Genomic DNA, 21,232 nt, shown 5'->3' with positions numbered 1-21,232 from the left:
TGGGCAGCATAAGGCCATGGACTACGAATACGCGCCGCTACGGTTGCCCCCAAACGTTGACCGGCTGACCGCGGCGGCGCAGCTCGCCATCCAGGCGGAGTTCTCCGGCTGGGAGCTGGCCCGAGTCCGGCTGTTCCGGGATGGGACCCGGCAGGTCGTGCTGCGCCGTCGCCGGATCAGCCCGCCACCGCCCGGCCTCTCCTACTAGCCGCCACCGCCCGGACGGCGGTGGAGAGAACCCACCACACACCGCGCACGCCCGTCGGCACAATAATCCACCGTGGAGTTTAACGCGCTACAGTAGCATACTGTGCAAGGCGCCCAGCCGACCGGCCACAGCGCCGATTGCCACGACAATCGTCGATACGGACTGTGCGGCAGAACAGCCGGACGGAGTCACCCCGACGGATGTCGGCTCAACGGCGACAGGGGGCGATGGTGCACCGTTTCGACGCGGCACTCTCCACGGCCACCGACGATCACGCGGCGACGAGCCTCGGCCCCGCCGGCCCCCTTGTCGGTCGGTGCGGGGAACTCGACGTCTTCCGGCGTGCCCTCGACCGCGCCCGCGCGGGGCGCACCCAGATTCTCGTCGTCACCGGCGACCCGGGCATCGGGAAGAGCCGGCTACTCGCCGAGTTCCGGCACGTCGGCACCGAGCAGGGGCTCCGGGTCCTCGCCGGACGCGGCTACCCGCTGTACCGTCGGTCCTCCTACGCGCCGCTGCTGGAGGCGCTGGCCGACATCGACCAGCCGGCCGAAGCCGGCACGGCCGGCCTTCCGACGCCGTTCGGCTCGGTCACCGACACCGGGTCGCTACCGCACCACCCCGACCAGGCAAGCCAGGCGGTACTCGCGCGGCTGGTCGGCGCCCCGGCCACACCCACCAGCCTGCTGCTCCTCGACGACATCCACCACGCGGACGATGACACCACCCGGCTGATCGGTGGGCTGGTTCGCGAGACGCCCCGGCTGCCCCTGGTGGTCGTCCTGGCCTACCGGCAGCGGCAGGCGCCGCTGCGCCTGCACACCCTGTTGGCCGACAGCAGGACCATCCGCAACCTGCAACTCGGTCCGATCAGCGAGGACGACGCCGCCGCGCTGATCGGCGGGGGTCGCAGCCGCTCCACCGTCCGCGAGCTCTACGACGCCAGTCACGGAATCCCGCTCTACCTGGAATCCCTGGCCCGGCTCGGACACCATCCAGGCCAGACCACTGTCGCCGACTGCCCGCAACTACTCAACTCGACCAACCTCCGCCTGCTCGGCGAGGTCGAGCAGGCGTCGACAGCGGCACGCCAGCTCGCCCACGCGGCGGCGGTGGCCGGCGCGCCGTTCAGCGCCGACCTACTGGCCGAAGTGACCGGTCACCACGAGCAGGACGTCGTCGAACGCCTCGATGAGCTGACCGCGCTCGATCTCGTCCGCCCCACCCGGGATGGACGCCGCTACGGCTTTCGGCACCCCCTGCTGTGCCAGGCCCTCTACCAGAACACCAGCCCGGGGCAGCGGATCGCGCTGCACGCCCAGACGATGGCGGTGCTCCGACGACGCGGCGCCAGCGCCACCGCCCTCGCCCACCACCTGCAGCACGCCGCCCCGCGTGGTGACCTGGCCGCCGTGGCGGTGCTGGAACGGGCCGCGGCCACGGCCCGGCGCGTCTCAGTCGCCTCGTCGGTGGCCTGGCTGCGTGCCGCGCTGCGCATTCTACCGGCCGACACCGACCGCCGGCGTCGAGCGACCCTGCTGGTCAGCCTGGCCGAGGCGCTCGGCCTCAACGGTCAGCTCGAGGCCAGCCGGGAGGTCATGCACGAGGCACTGGAACTGTTGCCGGCGACCCCGGCCGACCGGCGCGCCCGCGCGATGGCGTTCTGCGTGCTGATCGAGCGCCTGCTGTTACACCGGGACGAGGCCGACGCACTGCTGCGCGCGGAGCTGAACAGCCCCCACCAGCAGGATGGCATGGCTCGGGCCATCCTGCTGTTCGAGCGGGCCTCCGGAGACCTCGCCGCGGGTGAGATCGACGCGGGCCGGGCCAACGCCGTCCAGGTGCTGCGCAGCAGCCAGCGCCACTGTGTGCGGCCCTACCAGGCCGCGGCGCTGGGTCTGCTGGCGATGGCCGACGCCGCCCGGGGCGACCTGCCTGCCGCCGGCAGTCACCTCGACGAGGCCGCGAACCTACTGGACGCCATGCTCAACGGCGAGTTCACGGCGAGTCACCAGGCTGCCATCTCGGTGGTCTGGGGTGAAGTGCTGCTCGAACGCTGGGACAACGGCCTCCGGCACCTGGAGCGGACGCTGGCCGCCGCGACACGGGCGGAGCAGAGCCTCGTGCTGCACCCGCTCTACCTCGCCAAGGTGATCGCCCTGCGGAGTCGGGGCCGGTTGGGAGAGGCCACCGACGCTACCCGAGAGGCACTCGCCCTGGCCCAGCGTTCCGGCAGTGGTCTGCTTTTCGCCTGCGCCCTGGCCATGCAGCGGTGGATCGGCGCGTTGACCGGTGACGACGCCGGCCTGGCGCACAGTGGTCCCGCCGAGGCCCACCTACCCGGAGTCGACCAATGGAAGTCGATGCTCGCCCGCCGGATGCTGGCCGACGCGTACGTCGTCGGCAACGATCCGGCCGCTGCCACCACCCTCGTGGAGCGGGCCGGCGGGCTGTCGCTGGACCGCACCGAACACTGCTCGCGTCCGGTGTGGGCGGAGATCATGACTCGTGCCGCGCTGGCCCTTGGTCAGCTCGAGAGCGCGCAGGCGTGGGCCGACCGGGCCGAAGAGACGGCGGAGCCGCTGGGCCTGTCCGGCCGTACCGGCCTGGCACTGTTGGCGCGCGCACAGGTCGCGGCGGCCCGGGGTAACGCCGACGCGTACCACCTGTCCGAGCGCGCCGCGGCCACGTTGAACGACGCGGGCCTGGTGCTCGACGCCGCCCGTGCCGTGCTCGTCGGCGGCACCGTGCTCGCCGTCGAGGGGCAGTGCGAGCGGGCCGCCGCCGACCTCAAGGCCGCCGAGTTGGCATTCAGGGAGTGCGGCGCCGTGGCGTACCTGAAGCAGGCCCGACTGGAACGCCGCCGACTCGCCGCCCGTGTCCCCCGCCGCCGGCACCAGGTGCAGCAGGCCGGAGTAGCCTCCCTGACCAGACGCGAACGTCAGGTCGCCACCCTGGTCAGCGAGGGGCTGACCAACCGCCACATCGCCCAACGGCTCTTCGTGACCGAGAAGACCGTCGAGATGCACCTGGCGCACATCTTCACCAAGCTCAACGTGACCTCACGGGTGGCCGTCGCGCTGTGCGTCGCGGGCTGATCACAGCGGGATGTTGGAGTGCTTGCGAGGCGGGGACACCACCCGCTTCGTGCGCAACGTCCGGAAGGCCCGCTGCACCCACAGCCGGGTCTCCGACGGCACGATCACGTCGTCCACGCTGCCCCGCTCGGCCGCGATGTACGGGCTGACCAGTCGCTGTTCGTACTCCTCGTACAACGCCTGCCGGCCCGCTCCGTCCGCCTCGGCGAGCTCCCGAGGACAGAGCAGGCCCACCCCGCTGGCCGCCCCCATCACGCCGATCTGGGCGGTCGGCCAGGCCGCGCAGAGGTCCGCGCCGAGTTCCTTCGCGCCCATGACCGCGTACCCACCGCCGAACGCCTTGCGGACGATGACGGTGACCTTCGGGACAGTGGCCTCGATGTAGGAGAACCCGAGCTTCGCCCCGCGCCGGATGATGCCGTGGTGCTCCTGCGCGGCTCCGGGCAGGAAGCCGGGCACGTCCACGAGGGTGAGCAGCGGGATACTGAAGGCATCGCAGAAACGGACGAAACGTGCACCCTTCTCGGAGGCGTCGATGTCCAGCGCGCCCGCCAGCCACTGGGGGTTGTTCGCCACGACCCCGACCGTGCGGCCGTCGACCCGCGCGAACCCGCACAGCAGGTTGGGTGCGAACCGGTCATGCACCTCCAGCAGCTCGCCGTCGTCGACCAGGTGGGTGATGACCGCCCGCATGTCGTACCCACGCTCCGGTGCGTCCGGGATGATTCGGTCGAGGACGAGGTCCGCCCCGGTGACCTCCGGATCCGAAGCCACCTGCAGGGCGGGGGGCTCGTCGAGGTTGTTCGAGGGCAGGTAGCCGAGCAGCTCGCGGACGTAGTCGATGGCGTCCTGCTCGTCGGTCGCCAGGTAGTGGGCGTTGCCGGTGCGCTCGGTGTGCACCCGGGCCCCACCGAGGTCCTCCAAACCGATGTCCTCGCCGGTGACCGCCCGGATCACCGCCGGTCCGGTGACGAACATGTGAGAGGTGCGCTCCACCATCACCACGAAGTCCGTCGCCGCCGCCGTGTACACCGCGCCACCGGCGCAGACGCCCATGATGAGTGAGAGCTGCGGGATCACCCCGGAGGCACCGACCACCCGGCGGGCCACCCGACCGTACGCGGCGAGCGCAAGTACCCCCTCCTGTAGGCGGGCACCGCTGGAGTCGTTGATACCGACGACCGGGCAGCCCGTCTGCACCGCCAGTTCCAGCAGCTTGCCCACCTTCTCGCCGAAGACCTCCCCGACACTGCCGGAGAGCGTGCTGCCGTCCTGCGCGTACACGCAGACGGGCCGTCCGTCGACAGTGCCATAGCCGGTAACCACTGCGTCGCCGTACGGGCGGTCCGCCTCGATGCCGTAGTGCCGCGCCCGGTGTCGGGCGAGTCGATCGGTCTCCACGAACGAACCCTCGTCCAGCAGGTGGTCGATCCGGTCCCGGGCGGTCATCCGCCCCAGGGCCACCAATCGACGGGCTGACCGGGCCGACCCGGGCTGTCGCGCCTGCTCCCGACGGCTACGCAGGTCGGCGATCCGCTCCGCGGTCGTCACCGCCGGATCAGCGGACCCCGGCGCGACCGCCGGACCCACGGACCGACCGCCGACCGAGGCCGCCGGCCCCGTGGAGCTGGTCGCCGCGCCGGAGGTGTCCGGCGTCGCGGTCGGGCGACCCGTCCGTGGCGGTGCGCTCACGCCTGCTCCGCGGCCACCCGCAGGCTGCGCGGACGCAGGTCCGTCCAGATCGCATCGATGTGCGCCAGACACGCCGACCGATCACCGGTGAACCCGGTCGGGGTCCAGCCGCCGGGCACGGGAGCACCGTCCTCCCAGATCGAGTACTGCTCCTCGTCGTTCACGACCACGACGTACCGCTCCTCGTCCACCTGTCCGTCCTCCCTCTTGTCGGCCGCGCTCACCTGCGGACGTCCTTGACGATCCGGCCGCCCTTGACCACCAGCACGACGCGTTCCGGGTCGCCGAACGCCGCTGGCTCCGCCAGTGGATCGAAGTCGACCGCCACCAGGTCGGCCAGTTTTCCCACCTCGACCGAGCCGACCTGCCCATCAATCCGCATGATCCGGGCGTTGACCGAGGTCGCCGAGATGATCGCCGCCATCGGCCCCAGAACTGCCGCCTTCAGGGCGACCTCCCGGCCCCGGCCCCGCTGGTCGGGGCCGATCAGATCCGACCCCGAGCCGACCAGCACCCCGGCCGCCCGGGCGGCCAACATCCCGTCGACCATCCCCTGCTCGGTGTCGCCCACCCGATCCCGGATCTGCGAAGGCAGCCCGTGCTGCGCGAAGTCGTCCAGCAACGACCGGGCGATGGTCAGCGTCGGCACCAGGTGTACGCTCCGGTCGGCCATCATGGCCGCCGTCGGCTCGTCGATGCCGGTGCCGTGCTCCACGCAGCCGACCCCGGCACGCACCGCGTTGCGGATCCCGTGAACGTTGTGTGCGTGCACCGTCACGTACGTGTTCCGGGCGGCGGCCTCCTGGACGGCCACCTCGATCTCACCGACGGTGAACTGGGTGTCGGAAAGATCATCTGCGATGGACACCACCCCGCCGGTGACCGACATCTTGAGGAACGACGCGCCCTGCCGGAAGCACTCCCGGGCGGCCCTGCGCACCTCGTCCGGCCCGTCGGAGATCCGCCCCACCGCGGTGAGGCCGCGGACCCGGAAGTGGAACTGCGCGTCCGGCGGCAGGAACGGCGAGCCGAGGTGACCGTGCCCCCCGCACTGGGTCAACGGCGACGCCGACGCCCAGATCCGCGGCCCGGGGACCAGGCCACGCCCCACGGCGCGCAGCACGCCGTGGTCGATTCCACCGCAGTCGCGGACCGCGGTGAAGCCGCCCTCCAGGGTCTCGCGCAGGTTGCGGAAGATGTCCGCCGCCCGTTCGGCTACCGACAGCTCCGCACTGAGCATGGCCCGCATCTCGCTGGAGTAGCCGAGGTGTACGTGAGCGTCGATCAGCCCGGGCAGTAGGGTGAGCCCGCTCAGGTCCAGCACGTCGGCGTCGGCGGGTGGACATTGCTCCCCCACGGCGCGGATCCGGTCGCCGTCGACGAGCACGTCGGCGCGGGGCACGGGTTCACCTCCCAGACCGTCAATCAGCGTCGCACCGGTGAGCAGCGTGGTCATGGACGGGGCTCCTCCCCCTCGGGTGCCGGTTGCTGCGGGCGTGGCAACCAGCCCGACCGGACGAAGTGGCCAAACATCTTGTCGAAGAAGGGCTCGTCAAGGTCGGGTGCCCGCGATGCCTCGGGGGGCAGACCGGCGAGCACGTTGCCGCAGTCCATCCGGGGCATGTCCCGGTCCGCCACCTCGCCCAGCATCGCCATCAGTGGGGCGAGGGCGTTCGCCGCGTCGTCCTCCTCGACCGCCCTGGTCAGCTCCGCCCGCCAGTCGTCCCAGCTCACCGACCGCACCTGGTGACCGCAGCGACGGAGCTGCGCGAAAATCGTGTTCCAGGCCAGCGGCGCCGGGTGCACGGTGTGGAAGGTCGCCCCCCGGGTCCCGGGCCGGACCGAGAGCCCGACCACCAACCGCGCCACGTGGTCGACGCTGGCCACCGCCAGTTCGTACCGGCGGGCCGGGGCGGCGCCCAGCTCGACGCAACCCTGGATCACCTTGGTCACGTAGTCCTCGCGGTTGGCCGCACCGGTGCGGCTGTCGGGCAGCACCGCCCCGGCCCGGTAGACCGAGACCGGAACGCCGCGTTCCCGGGCCAACCCCACCAGCCCCTCGGCCACCCACTTGCTCTGGCTGTACGCGGTGTCGTGCCCGACGGGCGGCGGCAGGGGGTCGTCCTCCCGGACCTCCGACACGCCGGTGGCCACCGCGCCGGCGAGTACGGCCAGCGTGGAGATGTGGTGCACCGGCTTCAGCACGGTGGTGGTGGCCAGCCGGAGCACCTCCTCGGTGCCGCGGACGTTGGTGGCCCGCAGGAACCGGTACGGGCGGACGAAGTTGACCTGGGCTCCGCAGTGGTGGATGACGTCGAGCTCGGTGGCCTGCCGCGCGTACTCCTCGGCGGCGAGCCCCAGCCGCGGAAGGCTCAGGTCGCCGGGGATCACGCGGATCCGCTCGGCGCCCGGCCACCGCAGCCCGTACGATTCCAGGGCAGCCCGCAGCCGTTCCGCCCCCTCGGCCGGATCAGCGGCCCGGACCAGGCACCGAATCTGCGCCGAGGTGCGCTCCGCCAGTTCGGCGCAGAGGAATGCCCCGACGAAGCCGGTGGCGCCGGTGAGCAGCACTGTTCGGGGCGGACCGGACCAGGGTGCGGGCAGTCCGGCGGCGGTGATCGCGGGGTCGAGCACGACGTCGGCAGCCAGGTCGTCACCGGCGGCCATGGCCGGGTCGACGGCCCGTCCGTCGGCCAGCGCGGCGTGTGCCGCGACGGTCGGCGTCTGGAGCACCTGGCGAGCGGTGATGTCTCGGCCACTGAGCCGGCGCAGTTCCCGGGCCGCCTGAGTGATCATGAGGGAGTGGGCGCCCAGGGAGAACAGGTCCACGTCCACCCCGATCCGGTCGACGCCCAGCAGGTCGGACCAGAGTGCGGCCACCTGGCGTTCCCGCTCGGTGCGCGGCGGAAGGTGGTCGTCGGGCCCGATGTCCTCGGTGCGGGCCGGCTCCTGCGGTTCGTCGGATTCGGTGTGGACGGCGCGCCCCGGGGAGATCCAGTACCGGCGGCGTTGGAAGGGGTATCCGGGGAGGCTGACGCGCTGCGGCCGGTCCTGGCCGTGCACCGCCCGCCAGTCCACCTCGACCCCGGCCTGCCACAGCCGGCCGAGGGCCCCGGCGAGGTGGGCCGGTTCCGGCTCCGGCGCGCGCGGGTGCCCCATCGACGAGATCGCTTGGGGCATCGGGGCCAGCCCGGCGGCGGAGGCCAGTGCGGTCAACCCCTCCCCCGGCCCTACCTCCAGCAGCAGCCGGTCGGGCTCGGCGAGCGCCGTGCGCAAGCCGGCACCGAAGCGGACCGGCTCCCGCAGGTGCCGGGCCCAGTAGTGCGGGTCGGTGGCCTCCTCCGCGGTGATCCAGGCGCCGGTCACGCAGGACACGAACGGGATCCGTGGCGCCCGCGGGCGCAGCGCCTTCACCCGGCGGGTGAATACGTCCAGGTACGGCTCGACCATCCAGGAGTGGCTCGCCACCGGCACGTTGATCCGGCTGCACTCCACCGCCCGCCCGACCAACTCGGCGGCGAACCGGTCGATGTCGACGTCCGGTCCGGCGACGACGGTGAGCCGAGGACCGTTGACGGCGGCGACCGACAGCCGCTCGTCGAGCAGCGGCTCCACCTCCTCGACCGGCGCGGCCACCGTCAGCATCCGGCCCGGGGGCAGTTGGGCAAAGAGCTCGCCCCGGGCCAGGGTGATCTCCAGGGCGTCGGGCAGGTCGAAGACCCCGGCCACACAGGCGGCGACGTACTCGCCGAGGCTGTGCCCGATCATGCCGACGGGCCGTACCCCCCAGGCCTGCCAGAGGCTCGCCAGGGCGTACTCGGTGACGAAGAGAGCGGAGACTGCGACCGGTCCGGCGGCACGGCCCAGGCTCCGACGTCGGCGCGCCGCTCCGGTCAGCGACGGGTACAGCACGGCACGCAGGTCCACGTCGAGCCGGGGCCGCAGCAACTCCGCGCAGCGGTCCACCTCGGCGCGGAAGACCGGCTCGGTGCGGTAGAGGTCCCGGCCCATCTCCTGGTGTTGGAAGCCGCCGCCGGGGAAAGCGAAGACCACCCGACGGTCCCGGTCGCCGGTCCGGGTGTGCAGCCGCCCCGGCTCCGCGCCGCCGAGGACCGCCGCCGCGTCGGCGCTGTCCTCCGCCACCACGATCCGGCGCACCTCGTGGGTACGCCGCCCATCCTGGAGAGTGAAGGCCACGTCGGGGAGGTCCAGCTCGGGATGGGCCACCAGGTGTGCGCCGAGCCGCTCGGTGAGCCGGTCCAGGGCCGCCCGGCTCTGGGCGGACAGCGGCAACACCTGCCATGGCCGGCGGTTGGTCGTCGCGACTCGTGCCGGCGCCTCCTCCAGCACCGCGTGCGCGTTGGTGCCGCCCACCCCGAACGAGCTGACCCCGGCCCTGCGCGGCTGCGGACCGGGCGCCCACGGGGTGAGCCGGGTCGGCACGTAGAACGGGCTCTCGGCGAGGCACAGTTCCGGGTTGGGCGCGGTGAAGTTCACGCTCGGTGGGATCTGTCGGTGCCGCAGGGCCAGCGCGGCGCGCATCAGCCCGGCCGCCCCGGCGGCCGCGTCGAGGTGCCCCACGTTGGCCTTGACCGAGCCGAGGGCACAGTAGCCGCGCCGATCGGTGCCGGCGCGGAACGCCCGCGTCAGGGCCGCCACCTCGATCGGATCGCCGACGGCGGTGGCGGTGCCGTGCGCCTCCAGGTAACCGATCGAACCGGCGTCGACACCGGCGACGGCCTGGGCCGCGGCGACCACCTTCGCCTGCCCGTGGACGCTGGGCGCGGTGAACCCGGCCTTGTTCCGCCCGTCGTTGTTGACCGCGGTGCCGCGGATGAGGGCGTAGACGTGGTCGCCGTCCTCGACCGCGTCCGCGAGCCGACGCAGCAGCAGCACCACCGCACCGTTGCCCGGTACGGTGCCCGACGCGGCGGCATCGAACGGGCGGCAGTGCCCATCGGCGCTGAACAGGCCGCCGTCGACCACCGGATAGCCGGCCCGCAGCGGCAGGTTGACCGTGACCCCGCCGGTCAGCGCCAGGTCCGACTCGTAACTGAGCAGAGACTGGCAGGCCAGGTGGACCGCCACCAGCGAGGTCGAGCAGGCCGTCTGGACCGTGCAGGCCGGCCCGTCCAGGTCGAACAGGTAGGCCAGCCGGGTCGCCAGGAAGTCCTTGTCGTTGAAGATCCGCGCGGCCGGCGCCATCGGGGACCGCATGAACCGCGGGTTCGTACCCAGGTTCGCGGCCAGGTACTTGTTCATGAACGTGCCGACGAAGACGCCGATCTGCCCCCGGGTCCCCGCGGGATGGTGCCCGGCGTCCTCCAGCGCCGTCCAGGCGCATTCCAGCAGCACCCGCTGCTGCGGGTCCAGCACCTCGGCCTCACGGACGGTGAGGCCGAAGAAGTCCGGGTCGAATGCGTCCGCGTCATCGATCACCGCGGCGGCGGGAACGTAGTCGGGTGCGTCCAGTGCCTGTGCCTCCACGCCAGCGGCCAGCAGCTCCGACCGGTCGAACCGGGAGATCGACTCGACGCCGTCGCGCATCGCCGCCCAGAACGGGTCGACCCCCTCGGCGCCGGGCACCCGGGCCGCCATCCCGACAATCGCGATCGGCTCCGCGCCGTCGTACTCCTCGGTCATCAACTGCTCCGCTCTCGACGGTGACGGGCGGTGGCGGCGTACCGAGCGGTCCGGCGGTCGGCCGACCGCCGGACCTGGTCCAGCTCCACGTCCAGGGCATCCGTACCGGCGGTCAGCGAGGCCGCCAGCTCGTGCAGGGTGGGATACCGGAAGATGTCCACCAGGGACACCCCGGCGACCCCGCGGGCCAGCAGCCGGCTGCGTGCCTGGACCGCGAGCAGCGAGTTGCCGCCCACGCTGAAGAAGTGGTCGTCGGCGCCGATGCGGTCACGGCCGAGCAGTTCCGCCCAGACGTCGGCGATGATGCGTTCCAGGTCCGTCCGCGGCGGCCGGTACGCGGTCGTCCGCTCCTCGAGGCCGTCAGGCAGCCGTCCCCGGTCGACCTTCCCGTTCGGGGTCACGGGCAGCTCCGCGAGCAGGACCACCCGGGCCGGCACCATGTACTCCGGCAGGCTCTTGCGGGCGACCGCGCGAACGTGCTCCGGCTGCGGATCGGAATCGGCCGCCGGTACGCAGTAGGCCACCAGCGTCGCGTGCGCCCCCTCACCCCGGACCAGCACGACCGCGCTGCGCACCTGTGGGTGCGCGGCGATCACGTTCTCGATCTCACCGAGCTCGATCCGGTGCCCGTGGATCTTCACCTGGGCATCGATCCGGCCGAGGAACTCCAGCCTGCCGTCGGGCCGCCAGCGAACCAGGTCGCCGGTGCGGTAGAGCCGGCTCCCGTCGGCCCGGTAGGGGTCGGGTACGAACCGCGCGGCGGTCAGACCGGGCTGCCGGTGGTAGCCGCGCGCCACCCCCTCCCCCCCGATCAACAGCTCGCCGGGGGCGTTGAGCGGCACCGGCCGCAGCCGCGCGTCGACGACGTAGGCCCGGGTGTTGGCCAGTGGGCGCCCGATGGTCACCGGCCCGCCGTCGGGGCGCACCGGGTCGGTGGTGGCCCAGACGGTGGCCTCGGTCGGACCGTACATGTTGTGCACGCTCCCGGGCACGGCGGCGGCCAGGGTCGTCGCCAGCGGGGCCGGCAGCGCCTCCCCACCCACCAGCAGGTGGCGCAGGTCACCCAACGTGGCCCGGGACGCCGGATCGTCGGCGAGCACCCCGGCCAGGGACGGGGTGCACTGCAGGTGGGTGATGCCGCAGCGACGCAGCTGGTCGCCGAGCGGCTCGTCGTCGAGCGCGGCGGCTCGCCGGGCCGTCACGATCCGCCGTACGCCGGCCAGGTGCTCCAGGCTGGCGAGCACCTCCCGGTGCGGCGCGCCGAAGTCGACCAGACAGGCGATCTCGTCCACGCCGATGCCCTTGAGCCGGTCGACCGTGTCGGCGCAGCGCTCCGGCGTGCCGAGCAGGGCCGCGGTGTCGAAGAAGCGGTCGAAGGCCCGCTCGACCAGCTCGGCCAGCTCGTCGGCGGGGAGGTCCCGGAAGTCTCCGGGCCGGCCGAGCGCCGCCCCCAGGCCGGAGAGTAGGTCGAACGACGACTGGATGTATGCCTTGAGCGGCTCGCGGACCAGCTTGCGCACCCGCTCGGTGTCCGGGTCGACAAAGGTGTGCACCATCAGTGCCACGTGGCCGTCCCCATCGTGCCCCGCCGCGCGCCACGCCCGCCGGTACGCTTCGATCTTGCCGGCCAGCTCCTCGGCGGTGTGCCCCAGCAAGTGGGTGAGCAGCCCCGCGCCGAGCTGACCGGCCAGCTCGAAGGTCTCCACGTTGCGGGCGCTGGTCACCCAGACCGGCAGCCGCTCCTGCACCGGCCGGGGGTGGGTGCCGACCCGCACCTCGGCCCCGGTGCCGCCACGTCGGGTCACCGTCTCACCGGCCCACAGCCGCCGCACCTCGGCGAGCGCGGTCACCATTCGCGCCTTGCGGTCGGCGTAGTGCTCGGGGGCGAGGGCGAAGTCGGTTGGCTGCCAGCCGGAGGCGATGGAGATGCCGGCCCGGCCGTGTGAGATGTTGTCCAACACGGCCCACTCCTCCGCCACCCGCAGCGGGTCGTGCAGCGGCAGGACGACGCTTCCGGCCCGCACCGCCACCCGCTCGGTCACGGCGGCGACCGCCGCCCCGGTCACCGCCGGGTTCGGGTACAACCCGCCGAACTCGTGGAAGTGCCGTTCCGGGGTCCAGACGGCGGCGAAGCCGTTGCGGTCGGCGAACCGGGCGCCGTCGAGCAGCAGTCGGTAGCGGTCGGCCGGATCGGCGCCGTCGTCGCCGCCAAAATAGAAGAGGCTGAAGTCGACGTGCCGGGCCTGCACCTCCGCCGCCACCGCCCCCTCGTGCCCCTGCCGCTCGTCCGCCCGTAGCACCACCCGGTGCCCCCGGGCCAGGGTCCAGAGCAGCTCCAACACCGAGATGTCGAAGGAGACGCTGGTGACGGCGAGCCAGGTACCCGGCTCCCCGGCGCCCAGCACCGCGTCCATGCCGACAAAGAAGTTGCCGACGTTGCGGTGTGTCACCAGGACCCCTTTGGGTCGCCCGGTGGAGCCAGAGGTGTAGGTCAGGTACGCCAGGTTCTCCGGGCGTGGACGCACGCCGGGCGCACCGGGCGTGGCCTCCACCGCGTCGTCCAGCAGCAGCCGGGGCACCGGCAGCGGCTCGAGCCGACCATCCAGCCCCGAGTGGGTGACCACCACGGGCGCGCCGGAGTCCGCCACCATGAACGACAGCCGCCCCACCGGGTACGTCGGATCCAGCGGCAGGTAGGCCCCGCCGGCCTGGAGAATGCCGAGCAGGGTGACCACCAGATCGACGCCGCGGTCGAGGAACACCCCGACGGGGACGTCCGGCCCGACCCCCGCCGCGCGCAGCCGCGCCGCCAGCCGCTCGGCCCGCTCGTCGAGCTGTCGGTAGGTCAGGGCCTCCTCCGGGGCCTGCCGGGCCTCGCGCAGGACCGGCAGGCCCGGTGTCTCGGCGACCCGCCGGGCGAACAACTCGTGCACCAGGGTGTCCGGCGGCTGGGCCGCGGCGGTGTCGTTCCAGTCGACGAGCATCCGCCGCCGCTCCTCGGGGGTCAGCACCGGCAGGTCGTCGATCGGCAGGTCCGGGTCGGCGATCCCGGCGGCCAGCACGGTACGAAACCCGTCGGCCAGCCGACCTGCGGTGCCGCGTTCGTACAGGTCCTCGCTGTACTCGATGCGGGCCGACAGGACGTCCTCGACCCGGGTCACACTGACACTCAGGTCGAACTTGGCGGTGCCGCTGTCACCGGGCACCGGTCGGACCCGGGCGCCGGTCAGCTCCAGCCCGCGCGGGTCCGCCTCGTGGTAGCTGAACAGCACCTGGAACAGCGGGTTGTGGGCCAGGTCCCGGTTCGGATGCAGCTGCTCCACCAGCAGCTCGAACGGCAGCTCCTGGTGGGCCACCGCGGCCCGGGACTCGTCCCGGGCCCGACGGACGAGTTCCCGGAACGTGGGCCGCCCGGTCACGTCCAGCCGCTGCACAAGCGTGTTGGCGAAGAAGCCGACCAGCCCGTCGAGCTCCGGTCGGAGACGCCCGGCGACCGGGGAGCCGACAACCACCTCGTTGCCGCCGGTGTGCGTCCGGACCAGCACCGCGAAGGCTGCCAGCAGCACGGCGAAGGGTGTCGCCCCCACCGGCCGGCCCACCGCGGCGACCGCCGCCGCGCCCGGCAGGTCGACGGACAGGTGCCCGCCCCGGTATGTCTGGGTCGGCGGCCGCGGCCGGTCCGTCGGCAGGCTGACAACGTCCGGCACTCCGCGCAGCCGCTGGTGCCAGTAGGCGATCACCTCCTGCGGCCCGCCGTCGCGCAGCCTGGCGACCTGCCACTCGGCGAAGTCGGCGTACTGGGTCACCGGCTCGTCGAGGCCCGCGGGTGTCCCGTCGACGGCCTGGCGGTACAACGCGGAGATCTCCCGCTCCAGCACCCGGATCGACCAGCCGTCGCAGGCGATGTGGTGGACCGTCAGGCAGAGCCGGTGCTCGGTGGGGCCGACGCGCAGCAGGGTGACCCGGAGCAGCGGCCCGGTCGTCAGGTCGAACCCGGTCCGGGCCTCCCGTCGCGCCGCCTCCTCGTCGTCGTCGACATCGACCACGACGATCCGGATCGGAGCGGCGGGCGCTACCACCTGACGCGGCTGGCCGTCGACGGTGCGAAAGACCGTGCGCAGCGCCTCGTGCCGGCGGACCAACTCGGTGAGCGCCCATTCCAGGGCCGGCACGTCCAGCGGGCCGCTGATCCGCCAGCCGAGCGGAATGTTGTAGACCGGGTTCTCCGGGTCGAGCTGGTCGAGGAACCACAACCGCTGCTGTGGGTACGACAACGGGTGGCTGCGCCGCGCCCGCTGCCGTAGTCGTTCGGTGAGCAAGGCCCGACGGGCAGAGCTGCCGTCCGCGGGCGGGACGGTGTCGGTCATCAGTTCGCCTCGCCTTCCGCCAGGTCGGCGAGCAGGCGTTCCACCTGCTCGTCGGAGAGTTCGTCGACCTTGTCGAGCAGGTGTTGCGCGGCGCGCGGGCCGGACTGCCGGATCTCCGGGGCCGCCGTCCGCAACCGGTCCGCCGCGTCGACCACCGACGCGAGGTGGGCGACGGTGGGTCGCTCCAGGAAGGCGCGTAGTGGCACCTCCCGGCCGAACTCCTGGTTGGTCAAGGTGACCAGGCGCATGGCCAGCAGCGAGTGCCCGCCGAGGGCGAAGAAGTCGTCGTGGCGGCCCACCCGCTCCACCCCGAGCAGGGCGGCGCTGAGCTGCGCGATCGACTGCTCCGTCGGCCCAGACGGCGGCGTGCTGTCGACGACGGTGGCGGCCTGGCCCAGCTCGGCAACCGGGAGCGCCGAGCGGTCCACCTTGCCGTGCGCGTTGAGCGGCAGTGCCGGCAGCGCGACGATGCGCGCCGGCACCAGGTACGGCGGCAGTCGCTCAGCGAGGAATTCGCGCAGCGCCGCCGGGGACGGGGCCGCGCCCGCCGTCGTCACGAAGGCCACCAGCCGCTGGCCACCGCCGTCGTCGACCACGGTCGCCACCGCTCCGGCCACCTCCGGGTGGGTCACCAGGGCCGCCTCCACCTCACCCGGCTCGATCCGGAATCCCCGGATCTTGACCTGGTCGTCAGCCCGGCCGAGGAAGTCCAGCCTGCCGTCGGGCCGCCAGCGGACCAGGTCCCCGGTGCGATAGAGCCGGCTGCCGGCACCGGCGAACGGGTCTGGCACGAAACGCTCCGCGGTCAGGCCGGGCCGGTCGACGTACCCACGGGCCACCCCCGGGCCGCCCAGGTACAGCTCCCCGGTCACGCCCGTGGGCACCGGTGCGAGGTACCGGTCCAGCACGTACGCGGTGGTGTTGGCGATGGGGCGTCCGATCGGGATGGTGGTCGCGTGGTCGGGCACGTCGTCGATCTCGTGCACGACGGCGAAGGTCGTCGTCTCGGTCGGTCCGTACCCGTTGAGCACCCGGCGGGGCCGCGCGGACGAGCGCAGTAGCCGCCGGACCCGCTCGGCGTGGAGCGCCTCCCCTCCAACGAGCAGGTTCGTCACCCCGGCAAAACTGTCCGGGTGGGTGGCCATCGCCTCGTTGAACAGCGCCGAGGTGAGAAACATGCTGGTTACGCCGTACCGACGCAGCCACTCGCCGAGCCCTCCGGCGGTGAGCACCGCCTCCTTCGGCACCACACAGACCGTCCCGCCGTGCAGCAGTGCGCCCCACAGCTCGAAGGTCAACGCGTCGAACGACGCATCGGCGACCTGCGCGAACCGCTCCCCCGGCCCGAACCGCAGGTAGTCGGTGGCCCGCACCAGCCGCAGCACGGCCCGGTGGTCCACCATCACGCCCTTGGGCCGCCCGGTGGAGCCGGAGGTGTAGAGCACGTACGCCAGGCTCGTCGGCGCGGCCGCCGGCCGCCGCGGACGCGACGCCTCCGCCGGCTCGTCGACCCGGTCGAGCAGCACCAGGTCGGCCCGGGCCGAGTCGGGCAGGCGGTTGGCCAACGCCCGCCGGGACACCACCACCGCTGCCCCGCAGTCGGCCAACATCCAGCCCAGCCGGCCCACCGGGTAGCCGGGGTCGAGGGGAACGTACCCGCCGCCGGCCTTGAGTACCGCCAGCAGGACGGTCACCAGTTCGGGGCCCCGCTCCAGGAGGACGCCCACCGCGGTGTCGCGCCCGACCCCGCGGTCGCGCAGGCGACGGGCCAGCTTCTCCGCGCGGGTGTCCAGCTCGGCGTAGGTCAGCGTGGTGTCGCCGTCGGTCAGGGCGGGCGCGTTCGGGCGGGCGGCGACCTGGTCGGCGAAGACCTCCGGGATGCTGCGGTCCGCCCCGAACGCGGTCCGGGTCCCGCGGCCGGCGGTGAGCAGCCGGTCCGTCTCCTCGGCGGTGAGCATCGGCGTCTGTCCCACCGGCCGGTCCGGCGCGGCCATCGCCGCCGCCAACAGCCGCTGGTAGCGGTCGACCAACGTACGGATCGTGTCGGCGTCGAACAGGTCGGTGGCGTACTCCCAGATCAGGGTGATGGGGGCAGCGTCGTCCCGCGGGCCGTGGCCGGCCAGCTGCTCATCGCGGGGCAGCACCACGATGTTGAGGTCGGTCTTGGCCGAGCCGTTGTGCCGTTCCAGCACCGTGCCGGTGAGCCCGGCGAACCGGGGCGGCGGCAGCGCCGAGTCGTGGAAGCTGAACATCACCTGGAACAGGGGGTTACGCGACAGGTCCCGCTCCGGCGCCAGCCGCCGGACGAGCTGGTCGAACGGGACGTCCTGCCACTCGTACATCCGGGCCGCCGTGTCGTGGGTTCGGCGGACCAGTTCCGCGAACCCGGGGCGGCCGCGCAGATCGATCCGCAGCGGCAGGGTGTTGACGACCATGCCCAGCATCCGCTCAATCGCGACGATCCGCCGGTTGGCCACCCCGCTACCGATGACCAGGTCCTCCTGCCCACTGTGGCGGGACAGCAGGGCAGCGAAGCCGGCGAGCATGGTCGGGTAGAGGGTGACACCGCGTTCACGGCTGAACCGGCGCAACCGTCGGCACAGGTCGACGTGCAGGTCCACCCGGAACGCGGCGCCGGCGAAGCTCTGCACCGACGGCCGCGGTCGGTCGGTCGGCAAGGCCAACGCCGCGGGAGCTCCGGCCAGCTCCGCCGCCCAACGCTCCACCTGCCGGTCCAGCACCTCGCCGCGCAGCCAGGAGCGCTGCCACCGGGCGAAGTCGGCGTACTGTGGGGCCTCGGGCAGGGGCACCGGGCGGCCCTGGGCCAGCGCGGCGTACACAACGCCCAACTCGTCCAGGAAGACCGCGTACGACCAGCCGTCGTGGACGAGGTGATGTTCGACGTGGACCAGGGTGTGGTCGTCGCGGTCATGGCGAATGAGCGCCCATCGGACCAGCGGTGGACGGCGCAGGTCGAACGGCTCCGTGAGGAAGCTGGCCACCTGCCGTTCCGCCACCTCCTCCCGTTGCGCCACAGGCAGGTGCGACAGGTCGGTCACCGGCAGCTTCACCGGCAGGGGCGGATGTATCCGCTGCTCCGGGCCGGCGCCCTCATCCACGAAGGCGGTACGCAGGATCTCGTGCCGGCGGACCAGCTCGTGCAACGCGGCCCGCAGCACGTCCTGATCCAGCGGGCCGCGCAGCCGCAGGGTCGCCTGGGCGTGGTAGGCCCGGTTGCCCGGCGACAGCTGCTCCAGGTACCAGATCCGCTCCTGTGGGTACGCCAACGGGACGGGGCGGGTGCGGTCGGTGGGCACCAGCGGCGGAAGTCCCGGCGGCTCGCCCGCGTCCACCAGTTCGGCGAGCGCCTCGACGGTGGGTGCGCGGTGAAAAGCCGACAGCGGCACCTCGCGTCCCAGCTCGGCGCGGATCCGCGCGACCAGTCGCCCGGCCAGCAGCGAGTGCCCGCCAAGCGCGAAGAAGTCGTCGGTCACCCCGACCTCGCCGAGCCCCAGCAGCTCCCCGACCAGGGCGGCCAGGGTGGTCTCGGTGGCGGAGCGGGGAGCCACCGGTTGGGTGGTGATGCCGGCGCTGCTCCGGTCGGGCGTGGGCAGCGCGGCCCGGTCCACCTTGCCGCTGGGAGTCAACGGCAGCTCGTCCAGCGCCACCACGGCTGAGGGCACCAGGTAGGCCGGCAGCCGGGCGGCGAGGTATGCGACCAGCGGCTCCGGTCGTGGCTCGTCGCCGACGGCGTACGCCACCAGGCGGGGGCCGCCTGCGTCGTCGCGGGCCACCACGGCCGCGTCCCGGACGGCCGGATGTTCCCGGAGCACGGCGGTGACCTCGTCCGGCTCGATCCGGAAGCCACGCAGCTTGACCTGGTCGTCGAGGCGGCCCAGGAAGGTCAGCCCGCCGTCCGGGGCACGCCGGACCAGGTCGCCGGAGCGGTAGAGGCGCGCGCCGGGCAAGCCGGTGAACGGGTCGGGCACGAACCGTTCGGCGGTCAGGGTGGGCGCCCCGTGGTATCCGCGGGCCACCCCGGCCCCGCCGATGAGTAGTTCGCCCGGTTCCCCGTCGGGCACCGGCCGCAGGTGCGCATCCACGACGTGCACGGACACGCCGTGGATCGCCGATCCGATGCCGGGTCGACTGTCATGGGGGGAGACCGTGGCGGCGGTCGCCCAGACGGTTGTCTCCGTGGGGCCGTAGGCGTTGATCATGATGCGGCCCGGTGCCCACCGGCGGGCCAGCGCCACCGGCAACGGTTCCCCCGCGCTCACCAGCATTCGCAGTTCGGGCAGTTCCTCGCCGGCCGGGAGGGTGGCGAGCACGGAAGGTGGCAGCGTGACGTGGGTGATCCGCAGCTCGCGGAGGGTGGCTGCCAGGTCCGGGCCGGGTGCGATAGCCGGCCGTGGGGTGAGCACCAGCGTCGCCCCGGCGGCCAGCGCCATGGCCAGCTCGAAGACGGAGGCGTCGAAGCTGGCGGGTGCGAACTGGAGCACCCGGGCCTGCCGCGGGACGGCGAGCAGCTCGGCCTGCGCCCGGCACAGGTTGGCCAGACCGCCATCGGTGAGCAGGGCGCCCTTGGGGCGTCCGGTGGAGCCGGAGGTGTAGATCAGGTAGGCCAGATCGTCCGGTCCGGTGGCCGGGTCCGGCGGCGTCCCGTCGGCGCCGGCCCCCGGATCCAGCCGGATCGCCGCAGTGGGCGGCAGCGCGGCGGCAGTGGCCGGCGTGGCGACCAGCGCCCGCGCGCCGGAGTCGGTCACCATGTGCGCCAACCGCTCGGCCGGGTACGCCGGATCCACCGGTACCCAGACCGCGCCGGCCCGGAGCACCCCGAGGATCGTCACCACCAGCTCGGGTGAGCGCTCGAGCGCCACCGCCACGACGCTGCCGCGGCCCACCCCCTGCCGGCGTAGCAGCACCGCCAGCCGCGCTGAGCGCCGGTCCAGGTCGGCGTAGCTGACCCGCTCGTCGCGGTACTCCAGCGCCACCGCCTCCGGGGTGGTCCGGGCTGCGGCGAGGAGCCGGCGGTGGCTGGGCACGTGTCCGGTGGCGCCCGACAGGTCGCGGTCGGCGGTGCCGTCGAGGCCGCTCACCGCCGCAGCTCCGCGGGGTCGACCGGGGTGAAGCTCCACCGGGCCCGGTCGTCGGGCCCGACAGCCAGCCGGCAGGTCGCGCCGAAGTGGTACTCGGCCGCGTCCACAGTGGCAGTGAGGGCGACCTCGACCTCCGTCAGCCCCTCGACCGCGGTGTCGTCCGGGCGTAGCCGTAACCGGATGCTGCCGTCGTGGACGACGGTGTCGGCGCCGGCACTGTCATGGGCGTATCCGAGCGCGCCGAGCACGGTGGCCACCCGCCGGACGCGTTCCGGGCGCAGCCGTAGGGTGGCGCCGGCGATGTCGGCCATCAACGTCTCCGGGCCGGACGACGGTCCGAGCACCCCGTCGAGGTACGCGGCGCGGCTCAGCTCTCCGTCGGGCCCGGGCCGGACGCCGAGGGTGGCGTAGTACTCGGGAGTCACCTCGTTGAGGAAGAGCACGACGGGGCTGTCCGCACCGAGGTCGACACTGACCAGGTGGTACCAGGGGTGGCCGTCGGATTTGCCCGGCTCGGTGCGCCGGACGAGCTCGTGGTGGGAGCTGACCCCATACTCCTCGGCGAGCAGTCGCCGGGCCTCGAGCGCCGAGCCGATCCGCGGGAACGAGAAGACGAGTCCACCGGTTACCGGCCGGGGACCGGGCACGGGGGCACCGAACAGTTCCAGCAGGGTCTCGCGTCCGGCGAGACCCACCGTCGTGTACCGGCCGGCCAGGGAGCTGTTTACGTTCTTTCCCTTGACCCGGGCGAAGCGGTCATGGAGGAAATCATTCGACCGCACTTCGCTGTAGGCGGCACCGTCCAGCAACACCATGAAATGGTCCGGCAATGGTTTTGCGACACTACGGGTTGGCGTCCAGCCGGTTGCCATGGCAGACCTTCCGTCTTTGTCATCGCCTCTGGAGCCAGCTCGAGTCGACTCGAAAACACGAATTCCGAGAAACGATCGAACCGTTCACCGACAGGAGCGAGCATAGGCCAACCGGCCCCAGGTTCAGCACTGGGGAAAACCCGAGGTTGCGGGTCGGGAAGGAGACATCCGCCAACCAGTCGCCCGTCCACCACCGCCCTGCCGAGCCGGAGTAGCGCGAGTCAAACCGATCAGAAAGCTACTGCTCGATACA

General features: G+C 72.9%; 9 protein-coding genes. 2 read left to right on the top strand and 7 right to left on the bottom strand.

Features of this window, described 5'->3' with window-relative positions; genetic code table 11:
* The first annotated feature begins 16 nt into the window (after positions 1–16).
* Positions 17–208 (top strand): DUF5703 family protein, encoded by a 192-nt coding sequence (locus tag AC1UKG_RS14770; protein WP_018215309.1) that lies wholly within the window; start codon positions 17–19, stop codon positions 206–208.
* Positions 209–435: 227 nt separating this feature from the next.
* On the top strand, positions 436–3,306 hold the full coding sequence (locus tag AC1UKG_RS14765; protein ID WP_475888957.1) for an AAA family ATPase: 2,871 nt from the start codon (positions 436–438) through the stop codon (positions 3,304–3,306).
* Here AC1UKG_RS14765 and AC1UKG_RS14760 read toward each other — a convergent pair whose 3' ends face one another.
* From AC1UKG_RS14760 to AC1UKG_RS14730, 7 genes are read right to left on the bottom strand one after another with little or no spacing between them, the layout of a single operon-like run.
* The gene (locus AC1UKG_RS14760; RefSeq protein WP_018813484.1) at positions 3,307–4,998 is read right to left on the bottom strand and encodes an acyl-CoA carboxylase subunit beta; all 1,692 of its coding nucleotides are present in this window, start codon (positions 4,996–4,998) and stop codon (positions 3,307–3,309) included. It lies immediately after the preceding gene.
* A complete protein-coding gene (locus tag AC1UKG_RS14755; RefSeq protein WP_018742607.1) occupies positions 4,995–5,222 on the bottom strand; it encodes an MbtH family protein in 228 nt (75 codons plus the stop codon). The genes AC1UKG_RS14760 and AC1UKG_RS14755 overlap by 4 nt, the downstream gene beginning before the upstream one ends.
* Positions 5,219–6,454, bottom strand: a complete 1,236-nt coding sequence (locus AC1UKG_RS14750) for an amidohydrolase family protein (protein WP_018742608.1) — start codon at positions 6,452–6,454, stop codon at positions 5,219–5,221. The genes AC1UKG_RS14755 and AC1UKG_RS14750 overlap by 4 nt, the downstream gene beginning before the upstream one ends.
* Positions 6,451–10,641: a type I polyketide synthase gene (locus AC1UKG_RS14745; RefSeq protein WP_050565248.1), complete on the bottom strand. Its 4,191-nt coding sequence runs from the start codon at positions 10,639–10,641 to the stop codon at positions 6,451–6,453. The genes AC1UKG_RS14750 and AC1UKG_RS14745 overlap by 4 nt, the downstream gene beginning before the upstream one ends.
* Positions 10,641–15,008 carry a MupA/Atu3671 family FMN-dependent luciferase-like monooxygenase gene (locus AC1UKG_RS14740; protein WP_482642519.1) on the bottom strand — a complete coding sequence of 1,456 codons (4,368 nt, stop codon included), beginning with the start codon at positions 15,006–15,008 and terminating at the stop codon, positions 10,641–10,643. The genes AC1UKG_RS14745 and AC1UKG_RS14740 overlap by 1 nt, the downstream gene beginning before the upstream one ends.
* Entirely contained in the window at positions 15,008–20,107 is a 5,100-nt protein-coding gene (locus AC1UKG_RS14735; RefSeq protein WP_482642518.1) for an amino acid adenylation domain-containing protein, read from the bottom strand. The genes AC1UKG_RS14740 and AC1UKG_RS14735 overlap by 1 nt, the downstream gene beginning before the upstream one ends.
* Positions 20,104–20,922, bottom strand: a complete 819-nt coding sequence (locus tag AC1UKG_RS14730; RefSeq protein WP_482642517.1) for a DUF5829 family protein — start codon at positions 20,920–20,922, stop codon at positions 20,104–20,106. Before AC1UKG_RS14730 ends, AC1UKG_RS14735 begins: the two co-directional genes overlap by 4 nt.
* Positions 20,923–21,232 lie beyond the last annotated feature (310 nt).

Source organism: Salinispora sp. CH2A1_6 (assembly GCF_056820975.1).
Note: the sequence above shows the minus strand (reverse complement) of the source record. Positions and strands in the feature narration are given on the sequence as shown.